Origin of the sequence: Neobacillus sp. DY30, assembly GCF_030123065.1 — a bacterium.
Classification (GTDB): domain Bacteria; phylum Bacillota; class Bacilli; order Bacillales; family Cytobacillaceae; genus Neobacillus.
Genome location: NZ_CP126093.1, coordinates 3388693 through 3411178 on the forward strand (window position 1 = coordinate 3388693; position 22486 = coordinate 3411178).

The following is a 22486-nucleotide window of genomic DNA, read 5'->3' on the forward strand; positions in this document are numbered from 1 at the left end:
GAGGAGGACGGAGAAGAATGAAACGGATATTAATAACAGGTGCATTAGGTCAGATCGGTTCTGAGCTCACCATGAAATTAAGAGAAACGTATGGGTGTGATAATGTAATTGCTACAGATATTAGAAATAACGGTAGTGAAGCTGCACAGAGCGGTCCATTTGAAGTCCTAGATGTTACGGATTTAAATATGATGGGCGAAATTGCGAAAAAATATAAGGTTGATACCATAATGCACCTAGCCGCCTTATTATCGGCCACTGCAGAGGCAAAACCTGTCTTAGCTTGGAACCTAAATATGGGCGGTTTAATGAATGCATTAGAAACAGCAAGAGAGCTTAATGCACAATTTTTCACTCCAAGTTCAATCGGTGCCTTTGGACCCTCTACACCAAAAGACAGTACACCACAGGATACGATCATGCGCCCCACAACCATGTACGGCGTAAATAAGGTAGCTGGCGAGCTTTTGAGCGATTACTATTATCACAAATTCGGAGTCGACACGAGGGGACTCAGGTTCCCAGGCTTAATTTCATATGTAGCACTGCCTGGTGGCGGAACTACAGATTACGCTGTGGAAATCTACTATGAGGCCATCAAAAAAGGCAGCTATACTTCCTATATCGATAAAGGCACGTATATGGATATGATGTATATGCCGGATGCCCTAAATGCCATTATTGATTTGATGGAGGCTGACCCATGCAGGCTTAAACACCGTAACTCCTTCAATGTTACGGCAATGAGCTTTGATCCAGAAGAAATTGCAAACGAAATTAAAAAACATATTCCTGGATTTAAACTAAGTTATAATGTCGATCCTATCCGCCAAAGAATTGCCGACAGCTGGCCAAATTCAATTGATGCGATTGCAGCAGAAGAAGAATGGGGCTTCAAATTCAAATATGACTTAGCGAAAATGACCGAAGATATGATTCAAAAATTAACCAATAAATTGACTATGAACAAAACAAAAGCGAGCGGAATTTAATTCTTTTTTTAGGAGATGACCTGTTTTATCAGGTCATCTATTTTTTTTGTGCTGAATTTGTAGAACCTGTACACTTTTTTGTAAAAACTGTTCGGTTCTTTGTAGAAACTGTACACTTTTTCGTAAAAACTGTATGGTTCTTTGTAGAAACTGTACACTTTTCTGTAGAAACTGTACGGTTTTGCAAGGCAACTACTATAAACACGAAAAAAACAGCGTAGCATAAGCCACGCTGTTATCTTTTTGCATAAATTAATTTCTCTTTCTTCTCCATAACCCTGCCGATAATCGCAGCATGGTTTTTACCAGCTGAATGAAGATTGTCTACATATTGAATAGCTTCTTCTTCACTAATAGAAACGAGCAGACCTCCAGAAGTAATCGCATCACATAGAACCAATTGTTCCTCGAGGGAAAGGTCCTCATAATCCACATCACCAAGTATCCATTTATGATTTGATTTTGATCCTCCTGGAACGACTCCATCCCTAGCTAACTCCAACGCGCCATCTAGGATTGGAACCTTTGAATAGAAGATCTCAAAGCTTACGTTACTGCCGCGAGCCATCTCACTACTGTGTCCCAACAATCCAAATCCCGTTACATCTGTTACAGCATGTGGTTGATAGTTCATTAAGCATTCAGCAGCTGTTTTATTTAACTCTGCCATGGTATCCGTAACAATTTGTTCTTGCTCAGGGGTTACCACGCTCCGCTTAATCCCTGTAGTGATAATTCCTACACCAATCGGCTTGGTTAAAACTAACACATCGCCAGGCTTAGCGCCAATATTCTTCCAAACTTTTTCAGGATGTACAATTCCAGTTACAGAGAGACCAAATTTCGGCTCTTGGTCATCAATTGAATGACCTCCAACTGTCAATGCACCAGCTTCTTTTACTTTATCGGCTGCACCGCGCAAAATGTCGGAAAGCATTTCGGCGCCAAGCTTTTTAATCGGATACCCTACAATATTTAAAACTGTTTTTGGTTCTCCACCCATTGCATAAACATCGCTTAATGCATTTGCAGCAGTAATCTGTCCAAACATATAGGGGTCGTCCACTATTGGGGTAAAATAATCTACCGTTTGTATTAAGGCAATCGAGTCGGTTAACTGATAAACACCAGCATCATCAGATGTTTCATGTCCCACCAATAATTCTGGTACTGGGTCTTGCTTTGGTAAATGACGCAAAACTTGCGCCAGGTCCTCAGGACCAATTTTACAGCCTCAGCCAGCTTTAGTTGATAAAGAGGTTAGGCGTATTTTCTCTTGTTCACTCATCGTTCCACCTCCATTAATTAGTATAACTGTTTCCAAAAAAAACTGCACACACTATGTACAAGCAGAAGATTTGCATGGAAAATAACGTTGCGATAAAATGTTTTTACTATAGTGATGTAGGAAATTAGATTATAAAATGGAGGAGTAAAAAGATGAACAACTATCACGTTATTGTTGAATTCTGCATGCAATGAAACTACGCACCGAAAGCCGCGAGTCTCGCGGAAGAACTTTTTACACACTTTAATCGTAACATTGGAAAAATGGAATTAATCCCTGTTTCAGGAGGAGCATTTGAAGTAACTGTCAATGGGGAAAAAATATATTCCAAATTAGATACCGGGGTGTTTCCTGACACCCAAGATATTATCAATAAAATTTCACAAAAATAAAATTGTACCCTCATATCAAATTTGGTATGAGGGTTTTTTGTTTTAAAAAAGTATCTTAAGGCAATGTAATATAGCAATTTTTCCCAAGACCTTTTTCAGTTTTAGAAATAAGAACCTCTAATATACCATTAATATAATTTGCATTTACTTTTTGATTTATAACTTCAAAGGGGAACTGGATAGTTCGTACTTTTTTTTGTTGATTAGAGGTAGTGGAGGATTTAACAGCTGTTATAACGAGCTTATTTTCTTCAATAAAAACTTTAATTTCCGAGCTGTTATACTCGTTAAGTAATGCCTCGACGATCCATTCTTGATCTGTCTCATATAAGTCGATGCGAAATTGCGTCACATCATCTTGTGTCGTTAAAGGGTCGAGGCAGTAGTTTTCCAACCACTTCTCCACAAGGTCAAAATCGATGGGCTGTATATTTTTTTTGGATTTCATAGCAATCCCCCTTGCATGGTTTATTTTATTCATTCAGAATGAAAGGGTGAAATAAAACAGACGGAAGTAAAGAAGGTAAAGTAAAGGAGTTTTTTTTGTGAAAGAATGGTTACGCTCAATTCCGGCAGTGCACGAACTGCAAAACCATGAGAGATTCGAATCCCTCATGAGGGAAAATGACCTCGATGCCACGCAACTAACAAAGCAGCTCAAAGAAGCACTCGATCAAATAAGATCATTATTATTAAACGGCAACTGGAAAGGCGCCAACCCTGGCACAAAACAGTTTATAGAGGATGTTTTTCAACTAATAGGCAGGAATATAAAAGAACAATACTCTTATACCATCGAAAGAGTAGTCAATGCGACAGGCACCATCCTTCATACGAATCTTGGACGAGCAAGGCTAAGTGACAACGCCATCCATCACGTAGTCGAAACCGCCCAAAATTATTCAAACCTGGAATATAAATTGACTGAAGGGGAGCGCGGTTCTAGGCATAGCCATGTAGAAACCCTTCTTAAAGAAATTACTGGTGCTGAAGCTGCTATGGTCGTCAATAATAATGCTGCCGCCGTTTACCTTGTCTTAAGAGCGCTTGCAGAAAATAAGGAAGTGATTGTTTCACGGGGACAGTTAGTAGAGATAGGCGGCTCGTTCCGAATCTCATCCATAATGGAAGAAAGCGGTGCGAAATTAGTTGAAGTTGGAACTACAAATAAAACTCATTTATATGATTATGAAAAAGCCATTAATTCAGAAACGGCTATTGTCATGAAAGTTCACACAAGTAATTTTAAGATTATTGGTTTTACAAAATCAGTCGAAACAGAAGACCTCATTAAACTGACTCAAGAGGCAGACGATGTTATTTTTTATGAAGACCTTGGCAGCGGCGCCCTTTTTGATTTTAGAAAGCACGGAATTGGAGAGGAACCGGTTGTCAGAGAGGTAATTGAAATTGGCGCAGATGTTGTCACGTTTAGTGGGGATAAGCTCCTGGGCGGACCTCAAGCAGGAATCATTGCTGGTAAAAAGAAAATCATCGATACTCTAAAAAAACACCAATTAGCACGCGTCGTTCGAGTAGATAAGATGACTCTGGCTGCGCTGGAAGGTACGCTAATTGATTATGCACGTGGAGAAAAGGGAGTACATAACATTCCCACCATCCGTGATTTATTAGTTTCTATTGATGTATTAGACGAAAGAACGAAGAGGTTTGTTACAAACTTGTTACATGGCACAGATTATTTTCAGGCGAAAATTTTTCCTGGCACAAGTCAAGTAGGCGGAGGAACCCTGCCGGATGTACAGCTGCCAACCTTGGTCATTTCTTTAAAACATCATACGCTAACAGCAGAACAGGTTGGAAGAAAATTACGAACACAATTTAAACCAGCCATTGTTGGACGGATTCAAAAAGATGAATTTCTCATTGATTTAAGAACCGTTACAGAGGAAGAGGAACAGCTGATTCTTCAAGCCTTACTTCAATTATAAAAGCAACCCCCTCATAGGTCTAGAGGGGGTTAGCACTATTTCAAAAGTCCCAATAAATATATTTTTCATTTAGGAGTATTGACAAGCGTCTCGGGGTCATAAGCCAATCCGGCTTAAAGGGCGCCTTCCGCTTTTCTATTGTCTAGCTTCATGCGCCATCGGCTCGGGGTCATAAGCCAATCCGTCTAGAAGGTTAAAGAACAACCTTCCAGCCGGCTCGTCTTATGCCTGTCGCCGATAGGCAGGCGCCTTCCGCTTTTCTACATATCATGATGTGATTTACTTTTTTGACGTGTATGATTACGGTTCTTTACTTTCTTTGAACCGCTTAAAGGCTCAGGTTGGCCTGATATCTTAGGTTGATTTCTACGCATATCTTTGCCATCGTTTTTGTTCACCATTTTCATCCCTCCTATAATGTTAGGATGCAAAGCTGAACACATTTTATGCTGAATAATTTGTGATTCCGCTGTGCAATTTAACGTTATAGAAACGTGAGGGGAGTGAAACAGTCGATGCCGGAGATTGATCGATTTCCATATAATAAGGATAAACAGCAAGCTTTTCAGGCTGCACAGCAGGGCTATGAAGAAGCACAAGGATTATTTAAAACCATCATTAGTGACAGTGCTAGTTACGGTCATCAGCTAAAGCATTTAAAAGAAGAAGTAAACGAAGCTTATCAGCAGATTGAGAATGCGTTAGAAGTAGCTTCAGAGCACCAAAGAGCACAACTTGAACGCTTTCAGCAGGATTTGCAAAGCATCGTAGAGGAAGTAAATCTGCCAGAATAGAACATTTTTAAAAAGCAGGGGGGCACTCCTGCTTTTTATCGTTATTGATTTTTCTTTCGTTTTTTATTGTTCATTTTTTCTTTAATCGTTAGTGGTTCGTTTGACATTTCTTCATTATATCCAGCACCCATACCTTGGCCTTTAGCTGCGTTTGCACCTGGAATTACATGATTTGACTTTTTTCGTTGCATGCCATTCACCTCCCTATAGAGAATTCTTAAGGAATTCTCTCTAATAGAGATAATATTTCCTTTTAAGTAAAAATAAATGACAAGAAATAAGTTTTTTGAGATAATAAATAAGTATACAATTCTAATCTTTAAGACTATTCAGTTATAGGGTGTTATAAGATTTTTCTAAATATTTTGAACAATATACATAAAAACCATAAGAAAAACTTATCAATCACAATAACTTTCTTGTTATTTACTTATGTAAAACGTTGTATTAAGATTAGAATTGTGAGAAAAGTGATGCTGGATATGAATATTCAAACTTTTCGACTTTTCGTTAATTTTAGTTAATGATGACGAATGAGGGGGCTTTACTATGGTGAAAAATGATGTATTTAACGCACGTACTTCGTTTGAAGTGAACGGTAAACGTTATCACTATTACCGATTAAGTGCACTTGAAGAGGCTGGCATTGGCAACGTTTCTAAATTGCCATATTCCGTAAAAGTATTACTTGAATCTGTGCTTCGTCAATATGATGGCCGTGTTATCGGAAAAGAGCACGTTGAAAACTTAGTAAAATGGGGAACAGATGAGCTTAAAGAAGTGGACGTTCCATTCAAGCCATCACGTGTAATCCTACAAGACTTCACTGGTGTACCAGCAGTAGTTGACCTAGCTTCTTTAAGAAAAGCTATGGCTGACCTAGGCGGAGACCCAGATAAAATTAACCCTGAGAAAACAGTTGACCTCGTTATCGACCACTCTGTACAGGTTGACGCTTATGGTTCCGCTGACTCTTTACGTGTTAACATGGATTTAGAATTTGAACGTAATGCTGAGCGTTACCAGTTCCTAAGCTGGGCTCAAAAATCATTCAATAACTATCGTGCTGTTCCGCCTGCAACTGGTATCGTACACCAAGTTAACCTTGAGTATTTAGCGGATGTTGTACACGTAGCTGAAACTGCTGATGGTGAGCTGGAAGCATACCCAGATACTTTAGTTGGTACTGACTCTCATACCACTATGATCAATGGTATTGGTGTACTAGGATGGGGCGTTGGTGGTATTGAGGCAGAAGCTGGAATGCTTGGACAGCCTTCTTACTTCCCAGTACCAGAAGTAGTTGGTGTTAAATTAACAGGTGAGCTTCCAAACGGTGCAACAGCAACTGACTTAGCATTAAAAGTTACTCAAGTTCTTCGCAGCCACGGTGTGGTTGGTAAGTTTGTAGAGTTCTTCGGTCCTGGAGTATCCGTACTTCCATTAGCAGACCGTGCAACGATCGCTAACATGGCTCCAGAATATGGTGCAACTTGTGGTTTCTTCCCAATCGATAGTGAGTCATTAGAGTATATGCGCTTAACTGGACGTGAAGAAAGCCATATCCAAGTAGTAGAAGAGTACTGCAAAGCAAATAGCCTTTTCTTTGATCCATCATTTGAGCCAGTATACACTGATGTTATTGAAATCGATCTTTCTGAAATTGAAGCTAATCTTTCTGGTCCTAAGCGTCCACAAGATTTAATTCCACTTTCAAAAATGAAAGAAGAATTCGTTAAGGCTGTTTCAGCACCACAAGGAAACCAAGGCTTCGGCTTACAAGCAGATGAGCTTGAAAAGTCTGCTGTCGTTAATTTCCAAAATGGAGACGAAACAACAATTAAAACTGGTGCAGTAGCAATTGCTTCTATCACTAGCTGTACAAATACATCTAATCCTTACGTTCTAGTTGGGGCAGGTCTTGTTGCGAAGAAAGCGGTTGAACTTGGAATGGAAGTTCCTAAGTTTGTTAAAACTTCTTTAGCACCAGGATCTAAGGTTGTAACTGGATATCTTCGTGACTCTGGATTACTTCCATACCTTGAGCAAATCGGCTTCAACCTTGTAGGTTACGGCTGTACAACATGTATCGGTAACTCCGGTCCATTAAAAGAAGAAATCGAAAAGACAATCGCTGAAAACGATCTTTTAGTTACATCTGTTCTTTCAGGTAACCGTAACTTTGAAGGACGGATTCATCCGCTTGTAAAAGCAAACTACCTAGCTTCACCACCTCTAGTTGTGGCTTATGCACTAGCAGGTACAGTGAACATTGATTTCGCTAATGAAGCAGTTGGTAAAGATAAAGATGGAAACGATGTATTCTTCAAGGATATTTGGCCATCAACTGCTGAAGTAAATGATGTAGTGAAACGCACTGTAACTCCTGAACTATTCCGCAGAGAATATGCGAACGTGTTCGGTGACAACGAGCGTTGGAACGAAATCAAAACGAGCAATGAGCCATTATATACTTGGGATGAAGATTCCACTTATATTGCAAACCCGCCATTCTTTGAAGGCTTATCACCTGAACCAGGTACAGTTGAACCATTAACTGGACTTCGTGTAGTAGGTAAGTTTGGAGATTCCGTAACAACTGACCATATCTCTCCTGCAGGTGCTATTGGCAAAAATACACCAGCTGGAAAGTATTTATTAGAAAAAGGCGTTCAGCCTCGTGACTTTAACTCTTACGGTTCTCGCCGTGGTAACCACGAAGTTATGATGCGTGGAACATTTGCAAACATTCGTATCCGTAACCAAATCGCACCAGGCACAGAAGGCGGCTTCACAACTTACTGGCCAACTGGTGAAGTTACATCTATCTACGATGCTTGCATGAAGTACAAAGAAAACGGCACAGGACTTGTTGTTCTTGCTGGAAAAGACTACGGAATGGGCTCTTCACGTGACTGGGCTGCTAAAGGAACAAACCTTTTAGGCATTAAGACCGTTATTGCTGAAAGCTTTGAGCGTATTCACCGTTCTAACCTTGTGTTAATGGGCGTACTTCCACTTCAATTTAAAGAGGGCGAAAGCGCTGAAACACTTGGTTTGACTGGTAAAGAAACTATCGATGTACAAGTGGATGAAAACGTAAGACCACGTGATCTTCTAAAAGTTACAGCTACTGACGAAGCTGGAAACAAGAAAGAATTTGAAGTACTTGTTCGCTTCGATTCTGAAGTTGAAATTGATTACTACCGTCATGGTGGTATCCTTCCAATGGTACTTCGCGAAAAATTACAAGAAGCCTAATATTCTAACCACCATGCAGCTTTGCATGGTGGTTTTTTACCGGGTATTAACATATCTTTTAGAGAAAAATAAAGTTTACTTGTAGTGCGAAGGGTGTGATGTAATTGGATTTTTCAAAAATCGCTGAAGATAAAATTAAGGAAGCCATAAAGATGAAAGAGTTCGAAAATCTTCCTGGAATGGGGCAGCCACTAGAAATAAAGGATAATTTCCCAGGAATGTCTGATGAATGGAAAATGGCATACCGCGTGTTAAATAATGCAGGCTATTCACCTGAGGATGAAAAAAAAGAAATTTTTAGGATGGAAGAATTGCTAGAGGGAGCAGTGGACGAAGAACAGAAAGAACGTCTGCAGGCAAAACTGATGAAAAAAAGGCTGGAAATGGAGAGATTACTTGAAAAAAGAGGAACCGCGACGAATTCTCGTTTTGGGAGCTATGCAGATAAAATTTATAAAAAATTAAAATAGGTACTCATTTAGAAAGAGAGATTAACATGATTACGGATCGTATTTTACCTTTATATGGCTATACGGAAGGTGAGCTCGTACCAATCAATGACGGCTTTCATAATACCGTTTATTCCTTTGGTAATCTCATATTTAGAGTTTCACCTTCCAGCAGGCGAAATCTTGAGGATATTATGAATGAATTGGCATTTATTAAGGGGTTATGGGAGAATGGTCTACCAGTATCTTTACCTGTAAAATCTTTGCGTAAGCAATTGGTCGAACTAATCGGCAGGCATCATTTTGTCGTGGCATTCGAGAAAGCGGCGGGAACATCCATTGATGTCACCAATCGTAAGGTATGGAACAAAGAACTATTTTTTCAATGGGGAAATGTAATGGGGATGATGCATAGTGCTGGGAAAAAAATAAAAGTAAATCGGCCAATTTGGACAGTACACCAGCCCGATTTATTAAACCTATTCCCAAAAATCTCTTCAGAAACAATAGCAGAAAAGTACAAACAACTATTAATGCTGTTAGCAACGTTCCCGCTAACCCCTAACCTATTCGGCCTTATACATAATGATTTTCATCAAGGTAATATTTTTGTCAATGAAGGACGGCTGACACTTTTTGATTTTGATGATTGTGCTTACCATTGGTTTGCTTATGATCTAGCCGCTTCCTTTTATCATGCCTATTGGCAGGCATCATCCTATACACCAGAAAACACCCAATTTAGCAGGGAGTTCTGGGAGCATTTCTTAAGGGGATATCAACAGGCACATACACTCAGCAAGGAACTCATTCAACAAATTCCTATCTTTTTAAAAATTAGAGAGATCTTTTTATATACATTATTTTTGGAGAAATGGGATTTGGAAAATTTGCTGGATTGGCAGGCGTATACTCTTACCAAATTAAAAAATAATATTGAGAGTGGAAAGCCTTATTCCGATGTTAATTTTACGGAAATGATTGACAGTTTTGGTTTAGGTACAATAAAATAAACATAACAAACGTAAAGGAATGGTAAAGAGGAATGAAGTTATAATCTTATTTTTTCAGACATTTATTCGAATAGCGAAAAAATGGTGAACCTGAAGAATAGGATTAGTCTGTCCTTTTTAAGTCCTGAACGTTTATATTTCAATCAAAACATCGTTAACACATGCCTTTTTCGGCTTATTAACGTATGATTTTTTATGATTGCATAAACGACATGACTCAAAAACTCTCTTCAGGTTCAATCGAAGGGAGTTTTTTTATGAACAACAATCCTGTAATAAAAGTAACTGGAATAGAAATGAACTTTAATCTGAGGAGAATCTTAGACAATATTTCCTTTGATATAAAAAATGGCGAAAGAATTGGTCTCGTAGGGTATAACGGCACCGGGAAAACAACATTGGCCAATATCCTTACTGGTAAAATCACACCTGATAAGGGTTTCGTTGAAAAATCCCACGAATTAAAGATTGGTTACCTTACACAATCAATAGATTATGAAGGTAATGAATTATTTTCAATTGAGGGAGACCTATTGCAGCACTCAAGTAAGTTAGGACTGAAAAAGGTTTCTACATGGGAAGAGAAGCGTTTAAACCATTTAAGCGGCGGCGAGAGGTTAAAACTCGCATTATCAAACGTGTGGGCCTCAAAGCCGGGATTCTTGATTCTCGATGAGCCTACAAACCACTTAGATTATAAAGGGATAGAATGGTTGATTGAAGAGCTGGAGAAATTTAAAGGTCCGGTATTAATCATTTCTCACGATCGCCATTTCTTAGATAAAACGGTGACACGTATTTTTGAAATAGAGAATACAAAGATGAATTTCTACAATGGGAACTATAGTGATTATCAGAAGGAAAAGCAGCACCGACTTGAAACCCAAATGCACCATTATGAGGTGCAGCAGCGTAAGAAAGAAGAAATCGAAATGCAAATGGAGCAATTATCGTCCTGGTCTGAGAAAGCTCACAGAACCTCAACCAAGCAAAGCAGAGATTATGGTTATAAGGAACATCATCGAATGAAGGCAAAGAAACGTGACAAGCAAGTAAAATCCAAAATGAAACGTCTTCAAAGCGAGCTTGAAAAGAACAAGGTAGACAAACCTCTAGAGGAGACAAAAGTCAGATTTCAGTTTGATACAAAAGGAAATAGAGGAAAAAGGATTATTGAGGCGAAGAACCTATCGAAGTTGTTTGAGGATAGGCCACTTTTCCGTGATTCTCACTTTTATATTAATCACGGTGATCGTATTGGTTTATTAGGAGAAAACGGAAGCGGTAAAACCACCTTAATTAAAATGATCCTTGGGGAAACATCGGTTACTGGAGGCGAACTTTGGAAAAGTGAATCGTTAAAGGTTGCTTACTTAAGCCAGGATGTTGACAACTTACCCGCAGATAAAACGGCTTTAGAGGCATTAGGGTTTACGGACCGAGAAAACATTCTCAAGGCGAGAACATTATTTGCAAATCTTGGACTGAAAGAACAGTTTATTACGAAGCCGATTGGGACTCTAAGCCTTGGAGAAAGAACGCGCGTTAAACTAGTCGACATGCTAATGAAGGATTATGATGTTCTAATTCTAGATGAACCGACAAATCATTTAGACTTGCCAAGCAGGGAACAGCTTGAAAAAACACTAAATGAATTCGCAGGTACGATTATTACCGTTTCGCATGATTACTATTTCTTAAATAAGCTTTGTGATAAACTCCTTGTATTTGATAATCAGAGGATAAAGCGTGTAGAAATGAAGCCGGAAGAGTACTTTAATAAAACCAGCACGGCTGAACCTACGGATAGTAAAGAACATTTAATGATAATTGAAAATAGAATAGCCACGATTTTGGGTGAATTATCACTAATTGAACCCAAAAACCCTAAATATGTGGAATTAGATAGGGAATTTAACGAACTCTTGAAGCAAAAAAGAAAACTATTATAAATCCACATTCAATAGCCCCTCCCTAAAGAGGGGCTATTCTATTATATCTGCGATAAATGAGATATATCGCGTTAATTGAATTATATCCGCGTTAATTAGATTATAACCGCGAACATCATTTGCTCGTTTGTTGAGACCACAATTTAAGCAGCTCTTTTTCACGATCAGCACGCATTCCAGATTTCCATTCATCCGAAGGTAAATTACGGTGCTTTTCCCATTCATAAATATCCGCTAGACTCTCCTCTAAAGGCCTAAAGGTAAGTCCGCTCGCAATGGCTTTTTCAATATTCACGTTGAAAGCACCCCTCCATGGATCCTTAAGCTCTGGCTCCAAAGGAAACTCTTCAGGCACCCAAAGAGGCATTTCCGTCCACGGTGCAACCTTATTCTCGAGGAGAAACTTTTCTGAAGCCCAAACGATTTCTGATTCGGTGCCTGTCACCTTCATACATGCTGCAAGAAACTCTTTCATTGTAAGTGTATAATCCGGTCCAGTTGCATTAAAAGTTCCCGCCGTTTGATTAGCCATCATTGACAACATCCAATGTGCCAGGTCCTTATTATCAATCACCTGTACAGCTCTGTTTGGATTCCCTGGTGCTAAAACCTTACCTCCAGCAGCGATTCTATGTATCCAATAGGGAATGCGATCAGTATAGTCATTAGGTCCGATTAATTGGCCAGCACGAATATTCGCTACACGACCCGGCATAGCTTTTTCAGCAACCACTTCACACAAAGCTTTAAATTGTCCGTAATACTCATATATTTTACTGTCTTTAGCAAGCTCATTTGCTTCCTCTAATGACATATCGTAAACCGGATAGGTTTCATTAAAATTTTCTTGGACCCAATCTTTGTAAACAGAAATGCTCGAAATAAAGGTGTATTGCTTTACACGGTCTTTTAGCAGTTCGGTGGACTTTAAGACCGCAGAAGGGATAAATCCACTTGTATCTAATACAGCATCCCAATAGCGATTTGAAAGTTTGCTTAAGTCAGTAAGACGATCACCAGTAATAATCTCAACATCTTTAAACCCTTCATTTTGATTTCCCCGATTAAAAATAGTTACCTCATGGTTTAGCCTCTGTGCTTCCTCAACAAAAGTTCTGCCTAAAAAGCGACTTCCCCCTAAAACAAGTATCTTCATTTTCCCAACTCCTCTCTGTAGATACATCTTAACAAATTTTCATAAGATTGCGTTAATTTAAACATTGTATTAATCTCTAATATCATCAAGAATAAGGGTATACTACTAGGTAACAATGGATTCATAATTGAAAGCAGGGTTCAGGATGATTATTGAGATAAAATATAAAAAACTTATATGCGATATTGGAAAACGTGTGTATGAAAAGGGATTCGTTGCGGCTAATGACGGAAATATCTCTGTCCGCATCGATGATAATGAGTTCTTAATTACTCCAACCAATGTAAGCAAAGGAATCCTGACCCCAGAAATGATTATAAAAGTAGATGGGGAAGGAAATGTAATTGAGGGAGACTACAAACCTACTTCGGAAATGAAAATGCACCTCCTTGTTTATCACGAGCGTCCAGATGTCCATTCCGTTTTACATGTACATCCTCCATATGCAACGGCTTTTGCTATTGCAGGGATCCCTTTGGATCAGGCAATTATGCCTGAAGCTATTGTCTCCTTAGGAACGATTCCATTAGCCCAATACGGAACACCTTCAACAGATGAAGTCCCGAAGGCAATCAAAACACATGTCTACGATTATCAAGGTGTGTTATTAGAAAACCATGGCGCCTTAACATGGGGAAAGAATTTAGACCATGCTTATTATTTAATGGAATCATTAGAGTTTACTGCAAAAATAAATTGGATATCCAGACAATTAAAAGGGGATCGCGAACTTTCTAAAGAAAATGTCGCTAAACTCATTGATATTAAAGCGATGATGGGTGTAAAAGGTATTTCACCATTAGGTGTTGATATACCTGAAGGCACGCAGGCAAAGAAAGTAACCGCCGTTAATGAACAGACCTTATCTGAAAGGGATATTGATTTGATTGTAGACCGCGTGACAACCAGTGTCCTTAACGCCTTAAATAAGTAACTTTATTTGCTTTTCTAGAATACTTTTACTAAACTATGTTTAAATTGTCACATATTTGGCATATACAACCTGTATTTCAACTTACTTTATAGTGTAAAATCGATGTAGCATATTATTGAATCAAGGGGGTTCGGGGTATGGTGAAGAAAGTCATTGCTGCAGTTGTGTTAATAGCCTTACTTGGAGTAGCGATTGTGCAGGCTATGGATAAAAAGGCTGAACCCGAAAATGCAAGTCAAGAAGCCGCTAATATGGGCGGATTAAAAGTAGGGGCAAAAGCTCCAGATTTTGAACTTAAAACATTAGCCGGCGATACAGTTAAACTTTCTGATCTAAAAGGGAAGAAGGTTATGCTCAATTTCTGGGCGACTTGGTGCCCGCCGTGTAAGGCAGAAATGCCAGCCATGGAGGAATTCCATAAAGAAGCTGGGGACGATGTTGTTATTTTAGCCGTTAACATTGACCCGCATTTAGATGTAAAAGCTTTTATAGATGAAAATGGGATTACTTTTCCAATACCGTTAGATGAGGAAGATAGAGTAAACGAAGCGTATCAAGTCCTATCTATTCCAACAACGTATTTTATCGACACGAAGGGGAATATCGGAAACAAATATATTGGTGCGATGAATCTTGACGCTATGAAACAATATACAAAGGATTTGAAGTAGACAATGGATGTGTAATCCATTGTCTTTTTTTAATTGGTTGGCTGTGTTAAATTTGCCTGTTGATTTCCACTCCAGGCACTTCGCGCACCTTAGGGCGTGCCGAGGAGCCTCCTCGGCGCTTATGCGCCTGCGGGGTCTCCCCAGCCCCGTACTCCCGCAGGAGTCTTCGTGCCTTCCGCTCCAATCAACAGGGTGCAAAATCAAAAATTAGCTTTAACACAGCCAATTGTTTAGCCCTTTAATGCTTTATCGAATACTTTTCTTTATAATTTTCAAAAAGTTGTAATAATTGCAACCGTTTCCGGGCATAATAACTGTTAGAATAGGTCATAAGGAAGGTGATATACATGAGAAAGCCTAGAAAACGTTCTTTTGCAGAACTTGTATCCGAAAATAAAAGTCAACTTTTGAAAGATAGAGCGGCAATGGAGAAAATTGAAATGCGTTTAGAAGAAAAGCGTCTTGGTAAAGCCGAATAAACTCACATAGATTACCAATCATGTTCCTCCTTAAAACGGACAAAATGTTAAGGAGGAGGGATGTTACATGAGTAATCCAAAACATAGTCAACAGGGTTTCAGCACCGATGAGCTTGGAAATAAGTCCCAGCGCTACGGCGGTAACAAAGGGAAAAAATATCAAGATACATCAGGTAAACACGCACAAGTAATACAAACTAAAGGCGAATAATGAATGGATAAGACTCGTAGGCATTTGCCAGCGGGTCTTTTTTATAGCAAATATTTTCTGTGATATTTTTTTCACTTCGAAACAAACTATATCTGTACCACGACACCACGAAGGAGGAACCATTCCATGACTTATAACAACAAACCGAAACCAGATGATCGAAGTGATAATGTAGAAAAGCTGCAAGCAATGATTCATGATACGATTGAAAACATGGAAGCAGCAGAAGAATCACTTCGTTTTACGAATAGTGAAACACAACGCCGGGAGATCGAAGCTAAAAACGAAAGACGCCGCGAAAGCATTGAATCCTTCCGTTCAGAAATTAAGGATGAAGTATAAGTAATGACTAGGACCTGTTCAATACGGACAGGTCCTTTTATTAGAGGTCATTCAATTTCGTGTCATTGGATAGGTTATGGTAAGATATAAGGGAAATTTTAAAGAAGAAGTGATTCCTAATGATAAGACAACAAATGAATTCGATAAACGATAATGAAAAATTACTCCAGTGGGAAAATGAACTGAATGAAATAGGGTTTATTTCCAATGAAAATGAGCTATTAACAGCCCTACGCACGGAATCTAATCCGGTCCTTTTATCAAGGATGTTAACAGTCGCTGCCTTATCGCGTCTAGCACATAATAACCAAGATTCATTAGCTTCGGCGTGGCTTCAGAAAGCATTAGAATTATATCCAGAAAATAAAAAGGCAAAGTCTTATTTCATTCAATACGACTGGAAGAAGAAGAAAGATATTTTAGATGTTTTAACGTTCCCTGCTATACGGGAAACAGATAATCGAACAGCAAAGAAAAAAACCGCGGAACAATACATACAAATTTGCCAAAGTTTCTTAGCAGAGGCAGATGATCAATTCGAGGATCTAAACGGAAAAATGAATCTCGCTCAAACGCTTGGAAACGAGCCGCTGTTCAATCAATACAAAGACCTTACTGAAATTCTGTCTACTGTAATTGAGGTCTGTGGTAACCTCCTGAATGCCGCTGAGGATTATGAGGAATCCATTAAGGGTGTTTTCCATACAGCAACCTATATCGATGACTTGAAATTACATTTATCTCACATCGAAGACATAAAAAAAGACTGGCACAAGGTCTTTTTAATCGAAGAAGATGATAATCAAGATTCAAAAAATGCCTTAGACGAATTAAATGAAATGATTGGAATGGAAGTCGTAAAAAAACGAGTCAATGATTTTTATCAGTTTTTAAAATACCAGAATGACCGTAAAAAACTAGGATTCCAAACAAAAGATGAATTAAGTCTTAATATGGTTCTCACTGGAAATCCTGGTACCGGAAAAACAACCATCGCTAGGTTATTGGCGAAAATCTATCACGAGCTCGAGGTCCTGCCGCGGCCAGAAGTCATTGAAACGGATCGATCGCAGCTTGTAGGGGCGTTCGTAGGTCAAACCGAGGAAAACGTACGAGCAGTAGTTGAAAAAGCAATTGGCGGAGTTTTATTCATTGATGAAGCTTATAGTTTAAAACGAGAAGGACAAACAGGAAATGATTATGGGCAAACAGCTGTTGATACGCTTGTTTCCCTTATGACGGGAAAGGAATACGGTGGTAAATTCGCTGTTATTCTTGCAGGTTATCCGGATGAAATGCGTATTTTTTTGGATGCCAATCCAGGATTAAGGAGCCGCTTCCCTCAATCCAATCTCATTCATTTGCACAATTATTCCAATGAAGAATTAATTTTAATTGCGGAAAAAATAGCCTCTGAAAATGATTATATTCTTACCGAGGAAGCGAAGATAGAAATCAATCATCGCCTTGAACAGGAACGGGTAGATGATACTTTTGGCAATGCTAGATCTGTCCATAATATTGTCTTGGATGCAATTTTCAAAAAAGGTTCCGATCATCTCTTTTCCGAGGAAGATATTCTTACCTACACGTTTTTGGATAAAGAAGACTTTAAGGTAGAAAAGGATGAACACCGGGAATCACCGTTTGATAAATTAGAACGGTTAATTGGCTTAAACGAGCTTAAAGGTGAATTGGAGAAACTCGTTTCCTTTGTTAAAATGCAGCAGTTTAGAAAAGAAAAAAAGCTTCCAACAGTACCCATACAGCTGCATTCTGTGTTTACAGGTAACCCGGGCACTGGTAAAACAACCGTAGCTAAAATTTACGCTGAACTTCTAAAAGAATGCGGGATGTTAAAAAGAGGTCATTTAATTGTCGCCAGCAGGGCCGATTTCGTTGCAGGGTACGTGGGTCAAACGGCAGGAAAAACAAAGAAGAAGATACGGGAAGCGCTGGGCGGGGTGTTATTTATTGATGAAGCCTATTCACTCTTAAGCCAAACAGCAGGGGATTTTGGTAAAGAAGTAGTAGACACCCTTGTAGATGAAATGACCAAGCATAATGAGAATCTTGTAGTGGTGCTTGCTGGTTATCCAAAAGAAATGGATCAGTTATTAGAGAGCAACCCTGGGCTGCGTTCTCGGTTTAAGAAGTTCTTTCTGTTCCCAGATTATTCAGCAGAAGAGCTGCTAGCCATTATCGAGACTTACGTAGAAAGTTTTAAATACCACCTTAGTGAAGGAGCACGCGCTCTTTTAAAACAAAGTATTGAAAATCATACATTCACTGGAAACGGAAGATTTGCTGCTAATTTGGCAGATGAGATGATTCAAGCCCAAGCTATGAGGCTTATGGGAGCAGCAGAGGATGAGGAGTTATTAGAGAAAGCCATTCATATCGAAAGTGAAGATGTGGAAAAGGCGCTAGATAAATTTCATTTAAGCAGAGAAGGGGAATAAAAGAATGGACAATGTATTTATTTCTACAAGAGAGATTCAACTTTTATACGCGGATACCGATATGATGGGAGTAATCTATCATGCTAACTATTTGAAATATTTTGAGCTCGGAAGAAGCGGGTTGATTGAGGATCTTGGATATAGTTATGTAGATATGGAGAACGCTGGATATTTTGCGCCCGTATATGACATCCAAGCAACCTATAAAAAACCGTTACGATACGGCGATAGGGGTTTCGTAAAGACGTGGATTGAGAGTAATAATGGACTTAAAACAGTCTATGGCTATGCCATTATGAATGGTGACGAGGAAGTTTGTGCAGAAGGAACCTCGACTCATATTGTTGTCAAAAAGGACAACTTTAGACCAATCGCTTTTAAAAAAGCGTTTCCTGAATGGTTCCTGAAATATGAAGAAATAAAGAAAAAGTAATGGAATGAACTTTGGGGTGAGTTTATTGGCATTTGGAATCAAAAAACAGGAAGTAAGAGATTGGAAAAAAAAAATTGATAATGGGGAAATCGCATTTTTAACCCATTATTGGCTGGATGATCGCTTCCCAGGCTGTAAAACCGTTACTAAGGTAGGCTGCCATGACCTTGAAAAGCTGGCTGAATGGGGAAGAAAATATGGGTTGAAAAAAGAATGGATACATCACCGCCGTGACGGGTATTCACATTTTGATTTAATTGGCGAAAGGCAAAAAGAAATATTACATAAAGAAGGGTTACAAAATCATATTTGGTGATAAGAGAGGAGATGAACCCATGATGAAATTGGGTATCATCGGAATTGGGGATATTGCTAAAAAAGCATATCTGCCCGTTATTAGTAAGCTGGCTAATGTGGAAATGCACGTATTCACTAGAAATACAGAGGTCTTAAGGGAAATCAGTAATCAATATCGCTACCCCAATACTCATTCTAGCCTCACATCAATCATTGAAAGCGGGATAAAGGGAGCATTTGTTCACTCGTCAACCGAATCACACGAAAACATTGTAAGAGAACTCTTACAAAACGGTATTCATGTTTATGTAGACAAGCCAATCACCTATCACTTGGAAACCACCAAGGAGCTTGTAGAATTAGCTGAGAACAAAGGTCTTATTCTAATGACTGGTTTTAATAGGAGGTTTGCCCCTTTTTATCGGACTATGGCAGAAGTGGATGAACCAACTATGATTATCATGCAAAAGAATCGCCATGCACTCCCTGGTACTATTCGTGCCTTTGTTTATGATGACTTCATCCATGTTCTAGATACGGTCCGTTATGTATTCAAAGATGAAATTGAGGACATCACCGTCCATGGAAGAGTAATGAATGGCTTACTTTATCATGTTGTAGTTCAATTGATTTCTAAGGCCACAACAGGCCTGGCAATTATGAATCGCGACAGCGGAGCGGTTGAAGAAAAGTTAGAGGTAATGGGACCAAAAGAGAAAAGGGTCGTACATGATCTTGACCAATTAACGATTCTCCGTGATCAGGAAGTAATTGTAAAATCTTTTGCCAACTGGGATTCTACTTTATACAAAAGAGGATTTGAACAGATAGTCGCAGAATTTATTGATGCCATCACTACTAACCAATTTCCATCGATTACAGCAAGAGATTCGTTAAGGACGCATGAAATTTGTGAACATATTGTCGAACAGCTTGAGAGATTGGTATGAGAGAAAGCACACATGAAGAAATAACTTCATGTGTGCTTTCATTAGGTTGATTAAGCTTTTTTGTAATCGAGGATAGGCTCTGCATATTTTTCATGTAAATCAACGATTAAATCGTGTTCATCGAAATACCATAAATCTTTTTCTTCCACATAAAACGTTATTCCATCTTGAATTGTCTTTGCACCAATATCATCCGGTTCATCATTAGAAATTCCCAGCGAAAATCCTTTTTGCACCGGGCTATGCCCTCCATAACGAACATAGAAACGGACAAAATCTCCGGTTTTTAGATTAAGTTCTTGTTTGTACCACGCTGCTGCGGCACTGCTGATTTGGATGTTCATCTGTTTCTCCTTTCAAAATACCTCTGTCGTTATTATATAATAAAGCTCCTAAAATTATCGATGATGTTGCTTCAACTATAAGATTGGCAGTTGAATCCAGCCAATTAGGAATGCGGACAATAACACCAATGTATGAACCCCAATAGCTGGAAAAATGCTTGTAAATTTAGTGGTTAAGAATCCAAATATTAGCCCGAAAGTTAGATACAATAGAACAACAGATGGACCAAATCCAAATATCGTCGTATTAACACTAAAGGCGATGCTAGTATACAGAATGGCAGTTTTTTCACTCATGATTTTAATCATTTGTGTTAACAGAATACCGCGCCATATCACTTCCTGTACGATGGCATGAATAAGTGAGAATGTGAAAAGAGCGAGGAAAACGTCAATCCTACCCTTTATAAAAAATAAAAAAAGAAATCCTGCAGCAATAAGAAGCAAATAGCTGAAAAAAATACGAAATGATTTCGGTTTATTAAAATAGAAGCTGATTCTTTTATGGAACTGCTTGATGACATAACACATCGTTAGGGTAGGAATGATAAACAAAATTTGATTCACGAGTACCAGGTAGAAAGGATTCTCAATCAACCCATCGATAAACTTATCTAGGTAAATGACAATCAAATTACTACCAAAGAAAGAAATAATTACCCATGCAAATAAACGATTTTCTTCCCTAAGGAATGAAAGCACCAGTAATAAACCTAGGATCATCCAAAAGAAGGGACTATAATGATTCCTAGTAAACAAATAAACTAAGACAATAAACAATAAGGATAAAAAGTTACCTTGATAGTAGTTTTGTTTCATTCCGGAACATCCTTCCAAATACTTATAAAAAGGCTCCGTTCTAACGGAGCCTTTGAGTCATATGATCTTGAATTTCCTGATATTTTGCTGAAGCATTTTGGAGTCCAAAAGAACCGGCTTTTTCGAGTGGTACTACTTGATAGTTTCTATTTTGTTGGCTTGAAACATAGGTTGGATAAAATGCAGGGTTGGACAATTCGATGGACTTTCCTGTTTCGGTAACATGTTTTGTAATTTCAACGGTTGCCATGCCGCCAATATCTTTATAGTCCCGTACCTGCCCAGAAATGAAATTACCTAAGGAATAAATAACAAATGAGTTTCTTCCATCTACTGTTTTAATCCATTCCATCGGCTGAAGCACGTGTGGGTGAGAGCCGAAAATGATATCTACACCTTCGTTTGCAAGGAAGTTAGCCAAGTCCTTTTGTTCACTTGTGGGGATTCGCTGGTATTCATTTCCCCAATGGATACTCATGATCACAACATCCGCTTCTTTTTTCGCCCTATGAATTTCATCGCTCATTATATCACGATTAATCAGGTTTACTAAGAAATCCTTTCCATCTGGTACAGGTATTCCATTTGTGCCGTATGTATAAGATAGAAAAGCTAATTTTATGCCATTTTTATGAAGGATTCTTAATTTTTGACGGTCCTGTTCATTTAAAAAGCTTCCGACATGGGGCAGACCAATACTATTTAAATAATCTGTTGCAGAAAGAATACCACGTTCACCTTTGTCTAACGTATGATTGTTTGCAAGAGAGACGATATCGACCCCTGTATTAACGAGAGCGTCTGCGACTTCATGTGGACTATTAAACATGGGATAACTTGACACACCAATATCAACGCCGCCTAACATACTTTCTTGATTCGCCGTAAGAACATCAGGGGATTCTAATATACTTTTAACATTTTCGAAGATAGGGTTGAAATCATATTGAGTGCCATTAAAAGCATCCTGATAAACAGTATCATGAATCAAAATGTCTCCGATTGCACCTATGGTTAATTTTTCAGTCAATGTCCTGGCAATAACGGGTTGATATCTCAGAGAATGCTCCTTGGCGGAATGTACTTTGGCTTCATCAGCCTTATTATTGTGTTGTTGAATCAAAACTGCCGACGCAAGAAGAATACACGCAGAAATGATGAATACAGACGTAAAAATGGCTTTCTTTTTCATAATTTCTCCTCCATGTTTTGTTTTGAGGCAAAATATTTTAAACCATTCTACCCATACTATAATATATTTATATGCTATTTTTCGACTTTTTTCTTTATAATTC

25 protein-coding genes are annotated in these 22486 nt (G+C 38.7%); 17 read left to right on the forward strand and 8 right to left on the reverse strand.

Annotation, left to right across the window (positions count from 1 at the left end; translation table 11 throughout):
- Positions 1–17: 17 nt before the first annotated feature.
- Entirely contained in the window at positions 18–992 is a 975-nt protein-coding gene (locus QNH29_RS16480; RefSeq protein ID WP_283860472.1) for an L-threonine 3-dehydrogenase, read from the forward strand.
- Positions 993–1227: 235 nt separating this feature from the next.
- Here QNH29_RS16480 and selD read toward each other — a convergent pair whose 3' ends face one another.
- Positions 1228–2280, reverse strand: coding sequence for a selenide, water dikinase SelD (gene selD, locus QNH29_RS16485; protein WP_283860473.1), 1053 nt, complete (start codon positions 2278–2280; stop codon positions 1228–1230).
- Between the two features lie 152 nt (positions 2281–2432).
- On the opposite strand from selD, the gene QNH29_RS16490 reads away from it, so the two are divergent.
- A complete protein-coding gene (locus QNH29_RS16490; protein WP_349654858.1) occupies positions 2433–2672 on the forward strand; it encodes an Rdx family protein in 240 nt (79 codons plus the stop codon).
- A gap of 55 nt (positions 2673–2727) precedes the next feature.
- Here the strand turns inward: QNH29_RS16490 and QNH29_RS16495 are convergent, their stop codons facing one another.
- Positions 2728–3120, reverse strand: coding sequence for an Hsp20/alpha crystallin family protein (locus tag QNH29_RS16495; protein ID WP_283860474.1), 393 nt, complete (start codon positions 3118–3120; stop codon positions 2728–2730).
- Positions 3121–3217: 97 nt separating this feature from the next.
- On the opposite strand from QNH29_RS16495, the gene selA reads away from it, so the two are divergent.
- Positions 3218–4624 (forward strand): L-seryl-tRNA(Sec) selenium transferase, encoded by a 1407-nt coding sequence (selA, locus tag QNH29_RS16500; RefSeq protein ID WP_283860475.1) that lies wholly within the window; start codon positions 3218–3220, stop codon positions 4622–4624.
- Between the two features lie 260 nt (positions 4625–4884).
- Here the strand turns inward: selA and QNH29_RS16505 are convergent, their stop codons facing one another.
- Positions 4885–5025: a small acid-soluble spore protein P gene (locus QNH29_RS16505; protein ID WP_063254270.1), complete on the reverse strand. Its 141-nt coding sequence runs from the start codon at positions 5023–5025 to the stop codon at positions 4885–4887.
- 114 nt (positions 5026–5139) lie between these two features.
- Here QNH29_RS16505 and QNH29_RS16510 point away from each other — a divergent pair, with 114 nt between their 5' ends.
- Positions 5140–5418, forward strand: a complete 279-nt coding sequence (locus QNH29_RS16510; RefSeq protein WP_283860476.1) for a hypothetical protein — start codon at positions 5140–5142, stop codon at positions 5416–5418.
- Between the two features lie 41 nt (positions 5419–5459).
- On the opposite strand, the gene sspO is transcribed toward QNH29_RS16510, so the two are convergent.
- Positions 5460–5609: a small acid-soluble spore protein SspO gene (sspO, locus tag QNH29_RS16515; protein WP_034673441.1), complete on the reverse strand. Its 150-nt coding sequence runs from the start codon at positions 5607–5609 to the stop codon at positions 5460–5462.
- Between the two features lie 358 nt (positions 5610–5967).
- Between sspO and acnA the strand changes: the two genes are divergently transcribed.
- The 4 genes from acnA (at position 5968) to abc-f (ending at position 12093) form a co-directional block, all read left to right on the forward strand.
- On the forward strand, positions 5968–8679 hold the full coding sequence (gene acnA / locus QNH29_RS16520) for an aconitate hydratase AcnA (protein ID WP_283860477.1): 2712 nt from the start codon (positions 5968–5970) through the stop codon (positions 8677–8679).
- 104 nt (positions 8680–8783) lie between these two features.
- Positions 8784–9149 (forward strand): DnaJ family domain-containing protein, encoded by a 366-nt coding sequence (locus QNH29_RS16525; RefSeq protein ID WP_283860478.1) that lies wholly within the window; start codon positions 8784–8786, stop codon positions 9147–9149.
- A 26-nt stretch (positions 9150–9175) separates the two neighbouring features.
- Positions 9176–10141 (forward strand): phosphotransferase enzyme family protein, encoded by a 966-nt coding sequence (locus QNH29_RS16530; protein ID WP_283860479.1) that lies wholly within the window; start codon positions 9176–9178, stop codon positions 10139–10141.
- A gap of 257 nt (positions 10142–10398) precedes the next feature.
- On the forward strand, positions 10399–12093 hold the full coding sequence (gene abc-f / locus QNH29_RS16535; protein ID WP_283860480.1) for a ribosomal protection-like ABC-F family protein: 1695 nt from the start codon (positions 10399–10401) through the stop codon (positions 12091–12093).
- Between the two features lie 115 nt (positions 12094–12208).
- Here the strand turns inward: abc-f and QNH29_RS16540 are convergent, their stop codons facing one another.
- A complete protein-coding gene (locus tag QNH29_RS16540; RefSeq protein WP_283860481.1) occupies positions 12209–13249 on the reverse strand; it encodes an NAD-dependent epimerase/dehydratase family protein in 1041 nt (346 codons plus the stop codon).
- Between the two features lie 145 nt (positions 13250–13394).
- Between QNH29_RS16540 and QNH29_RS16545 the strand changes: the two genes are divergently transcribed.
- The 9 genes from QNH29_RS16545 to QNH29_RS16585 all read left to right on the forward strand — a co-directional run bounded on the left by QNH29_RS16545 (position 13395) and on the right by QNH29_RS16585 (position 20028).
- Positions 13395–14183 (forward strand): class II aldolase/adducin family protein, encoded by a 789-nt coding sequence (locus QNH29_RS16545; RefSeq protein WP_283860482.1) that lies wholly within the window; start codon positions 13395–13397, stop codon positions 14181–14183.
- Between the two features lie 137 nt (positions 14184–14320).
- The gene (locus QNH29_RS16550; RefSeq protein ID WP_283860483.1) at positions 14321–14854 is read left to right on the forward strand and encodes a redoxin domain-containing protein; all 534 of its coding nucleotides are present in this window, start codon (positions 14321–14323) and stop codon (positions 14852–14854) included.
- Between the two features lie 347 nt (positions 14855–15201).
- The gene (locus QNH29_RS16555) at positions 15202–15333 is read left to right on the forward strand and encodes an FbpB family small basic protein (RefSeq protein WP_034672833.1); all 132 of its coding nucleotides are present in this window, start codon (positions 15202–15204) and stop codon (positions 15331–15333) included.
- 67 nt (positions 15334–15400) lie between these two features.
- Positions 15401–15544: an acid-soluble spore protein N gene (locus tag QNH29_RS16560; RefSeq protein WP_179595565.1), complete on the forward strand. Its 144-nt coding sequence runs from the start codon at positions 15401–15403 to the stop codon at positions 15542–15544.
- 126 nt (positions 15545–15670) lie between these two features.
- Positions 15671–15886, forward strand: a complete 216-nt coding sequence (gene tlp / locus QNH29_RS16565) for a small acid-soluble spore protein Tlp (protein ID WP_283860484.1) — start codon at positions 15671–15673, stop codon at positions 15884–15886.
- Positions 15887–16005: 119 nt separating this feature from the next.
- Positions 16006–18348, forward strand: coding sequence for an AAA family ATPase (locus QNH29_RS16570; protein ID WP_283860485.1), 2343 nt, complete (start codon positions 16006–16008; stop codon positions 18346–18348).
- 4 nt (positions 18349–18352) lie between these two features.
- On the forward strand, positions 18353–18781 hold the full coding sequence (locus tag QNH29_RS16575) for an acyl-CoA thioesterase (protein WP_283860486.1): 429 nt from the start codon (positions 18353–18355) through the stop codon (positions 18779–18781).
- 25 nt (positions 18782–18806) lie between these two features.
- Entirely contained in the window at positions 18807–19097 is a 291-nt protein-coding gene (locus QNH29_RS16580; protein ID WP_283860487.1) for a hypothetical protein, read from the forward strand.
- 19 nt (positions 19098–19116) lie between these two features.
- On the forward strand, positions 19117–20028 hold the full coding sequence (locus QNH29_RS16585) for a Gfo/Idh/MocA family protein (protein WP_283860488.1): 912 nt from the start codon (positions 19117–19119) through the stop codon (positions 20026–20028).
- A 50-nt stretch (positions 20029–20078) separates the two neighbouring features.
- Here the strand turns inward: QNH29_RS16585 and QNH29_RS16590 are convergent, their stop codons facing one another.
- From QNH29_RS16590 to QNH29_RS16600, 3 genes are all read right to left on the reverse strand, one after another.
- Positions 20079–20372 (reverse strand): HesB/YadR/YfhF family protein, encoded by a 294-nt coding sequence (locus tag QNH29_RS16590; RefSeq protein WP_283860489.1) that lies wholly within the window; start codon positions 20370–20372, stop codon positions 20079–20081.
- A gap of 75 nt (positions 20373–20447) precedes the next feature.
- Complete coding sequence (locus QNH29_RS16595; protein WP_283860490.1) at positions 20448–21191, reverse strand: CPBP family intramembrane glutamic endopeptidase; 744 nt, start codon at positions 21189–21191, stop codon at positions 20448–20450.
- A gap of 40 nt (positions 21192–21231) precedes the next feature.
- A complete protein-coding gene (locus QNH29_RS16600) occupies positions 21232–22383 on the reverse strand; it encodes a CapA family protein (protein WP_283860491.1) in 1152 nt (383 codons plus the stop codon).
- Positions 22384–22486 lie beyond the last annotated feature (103 nt).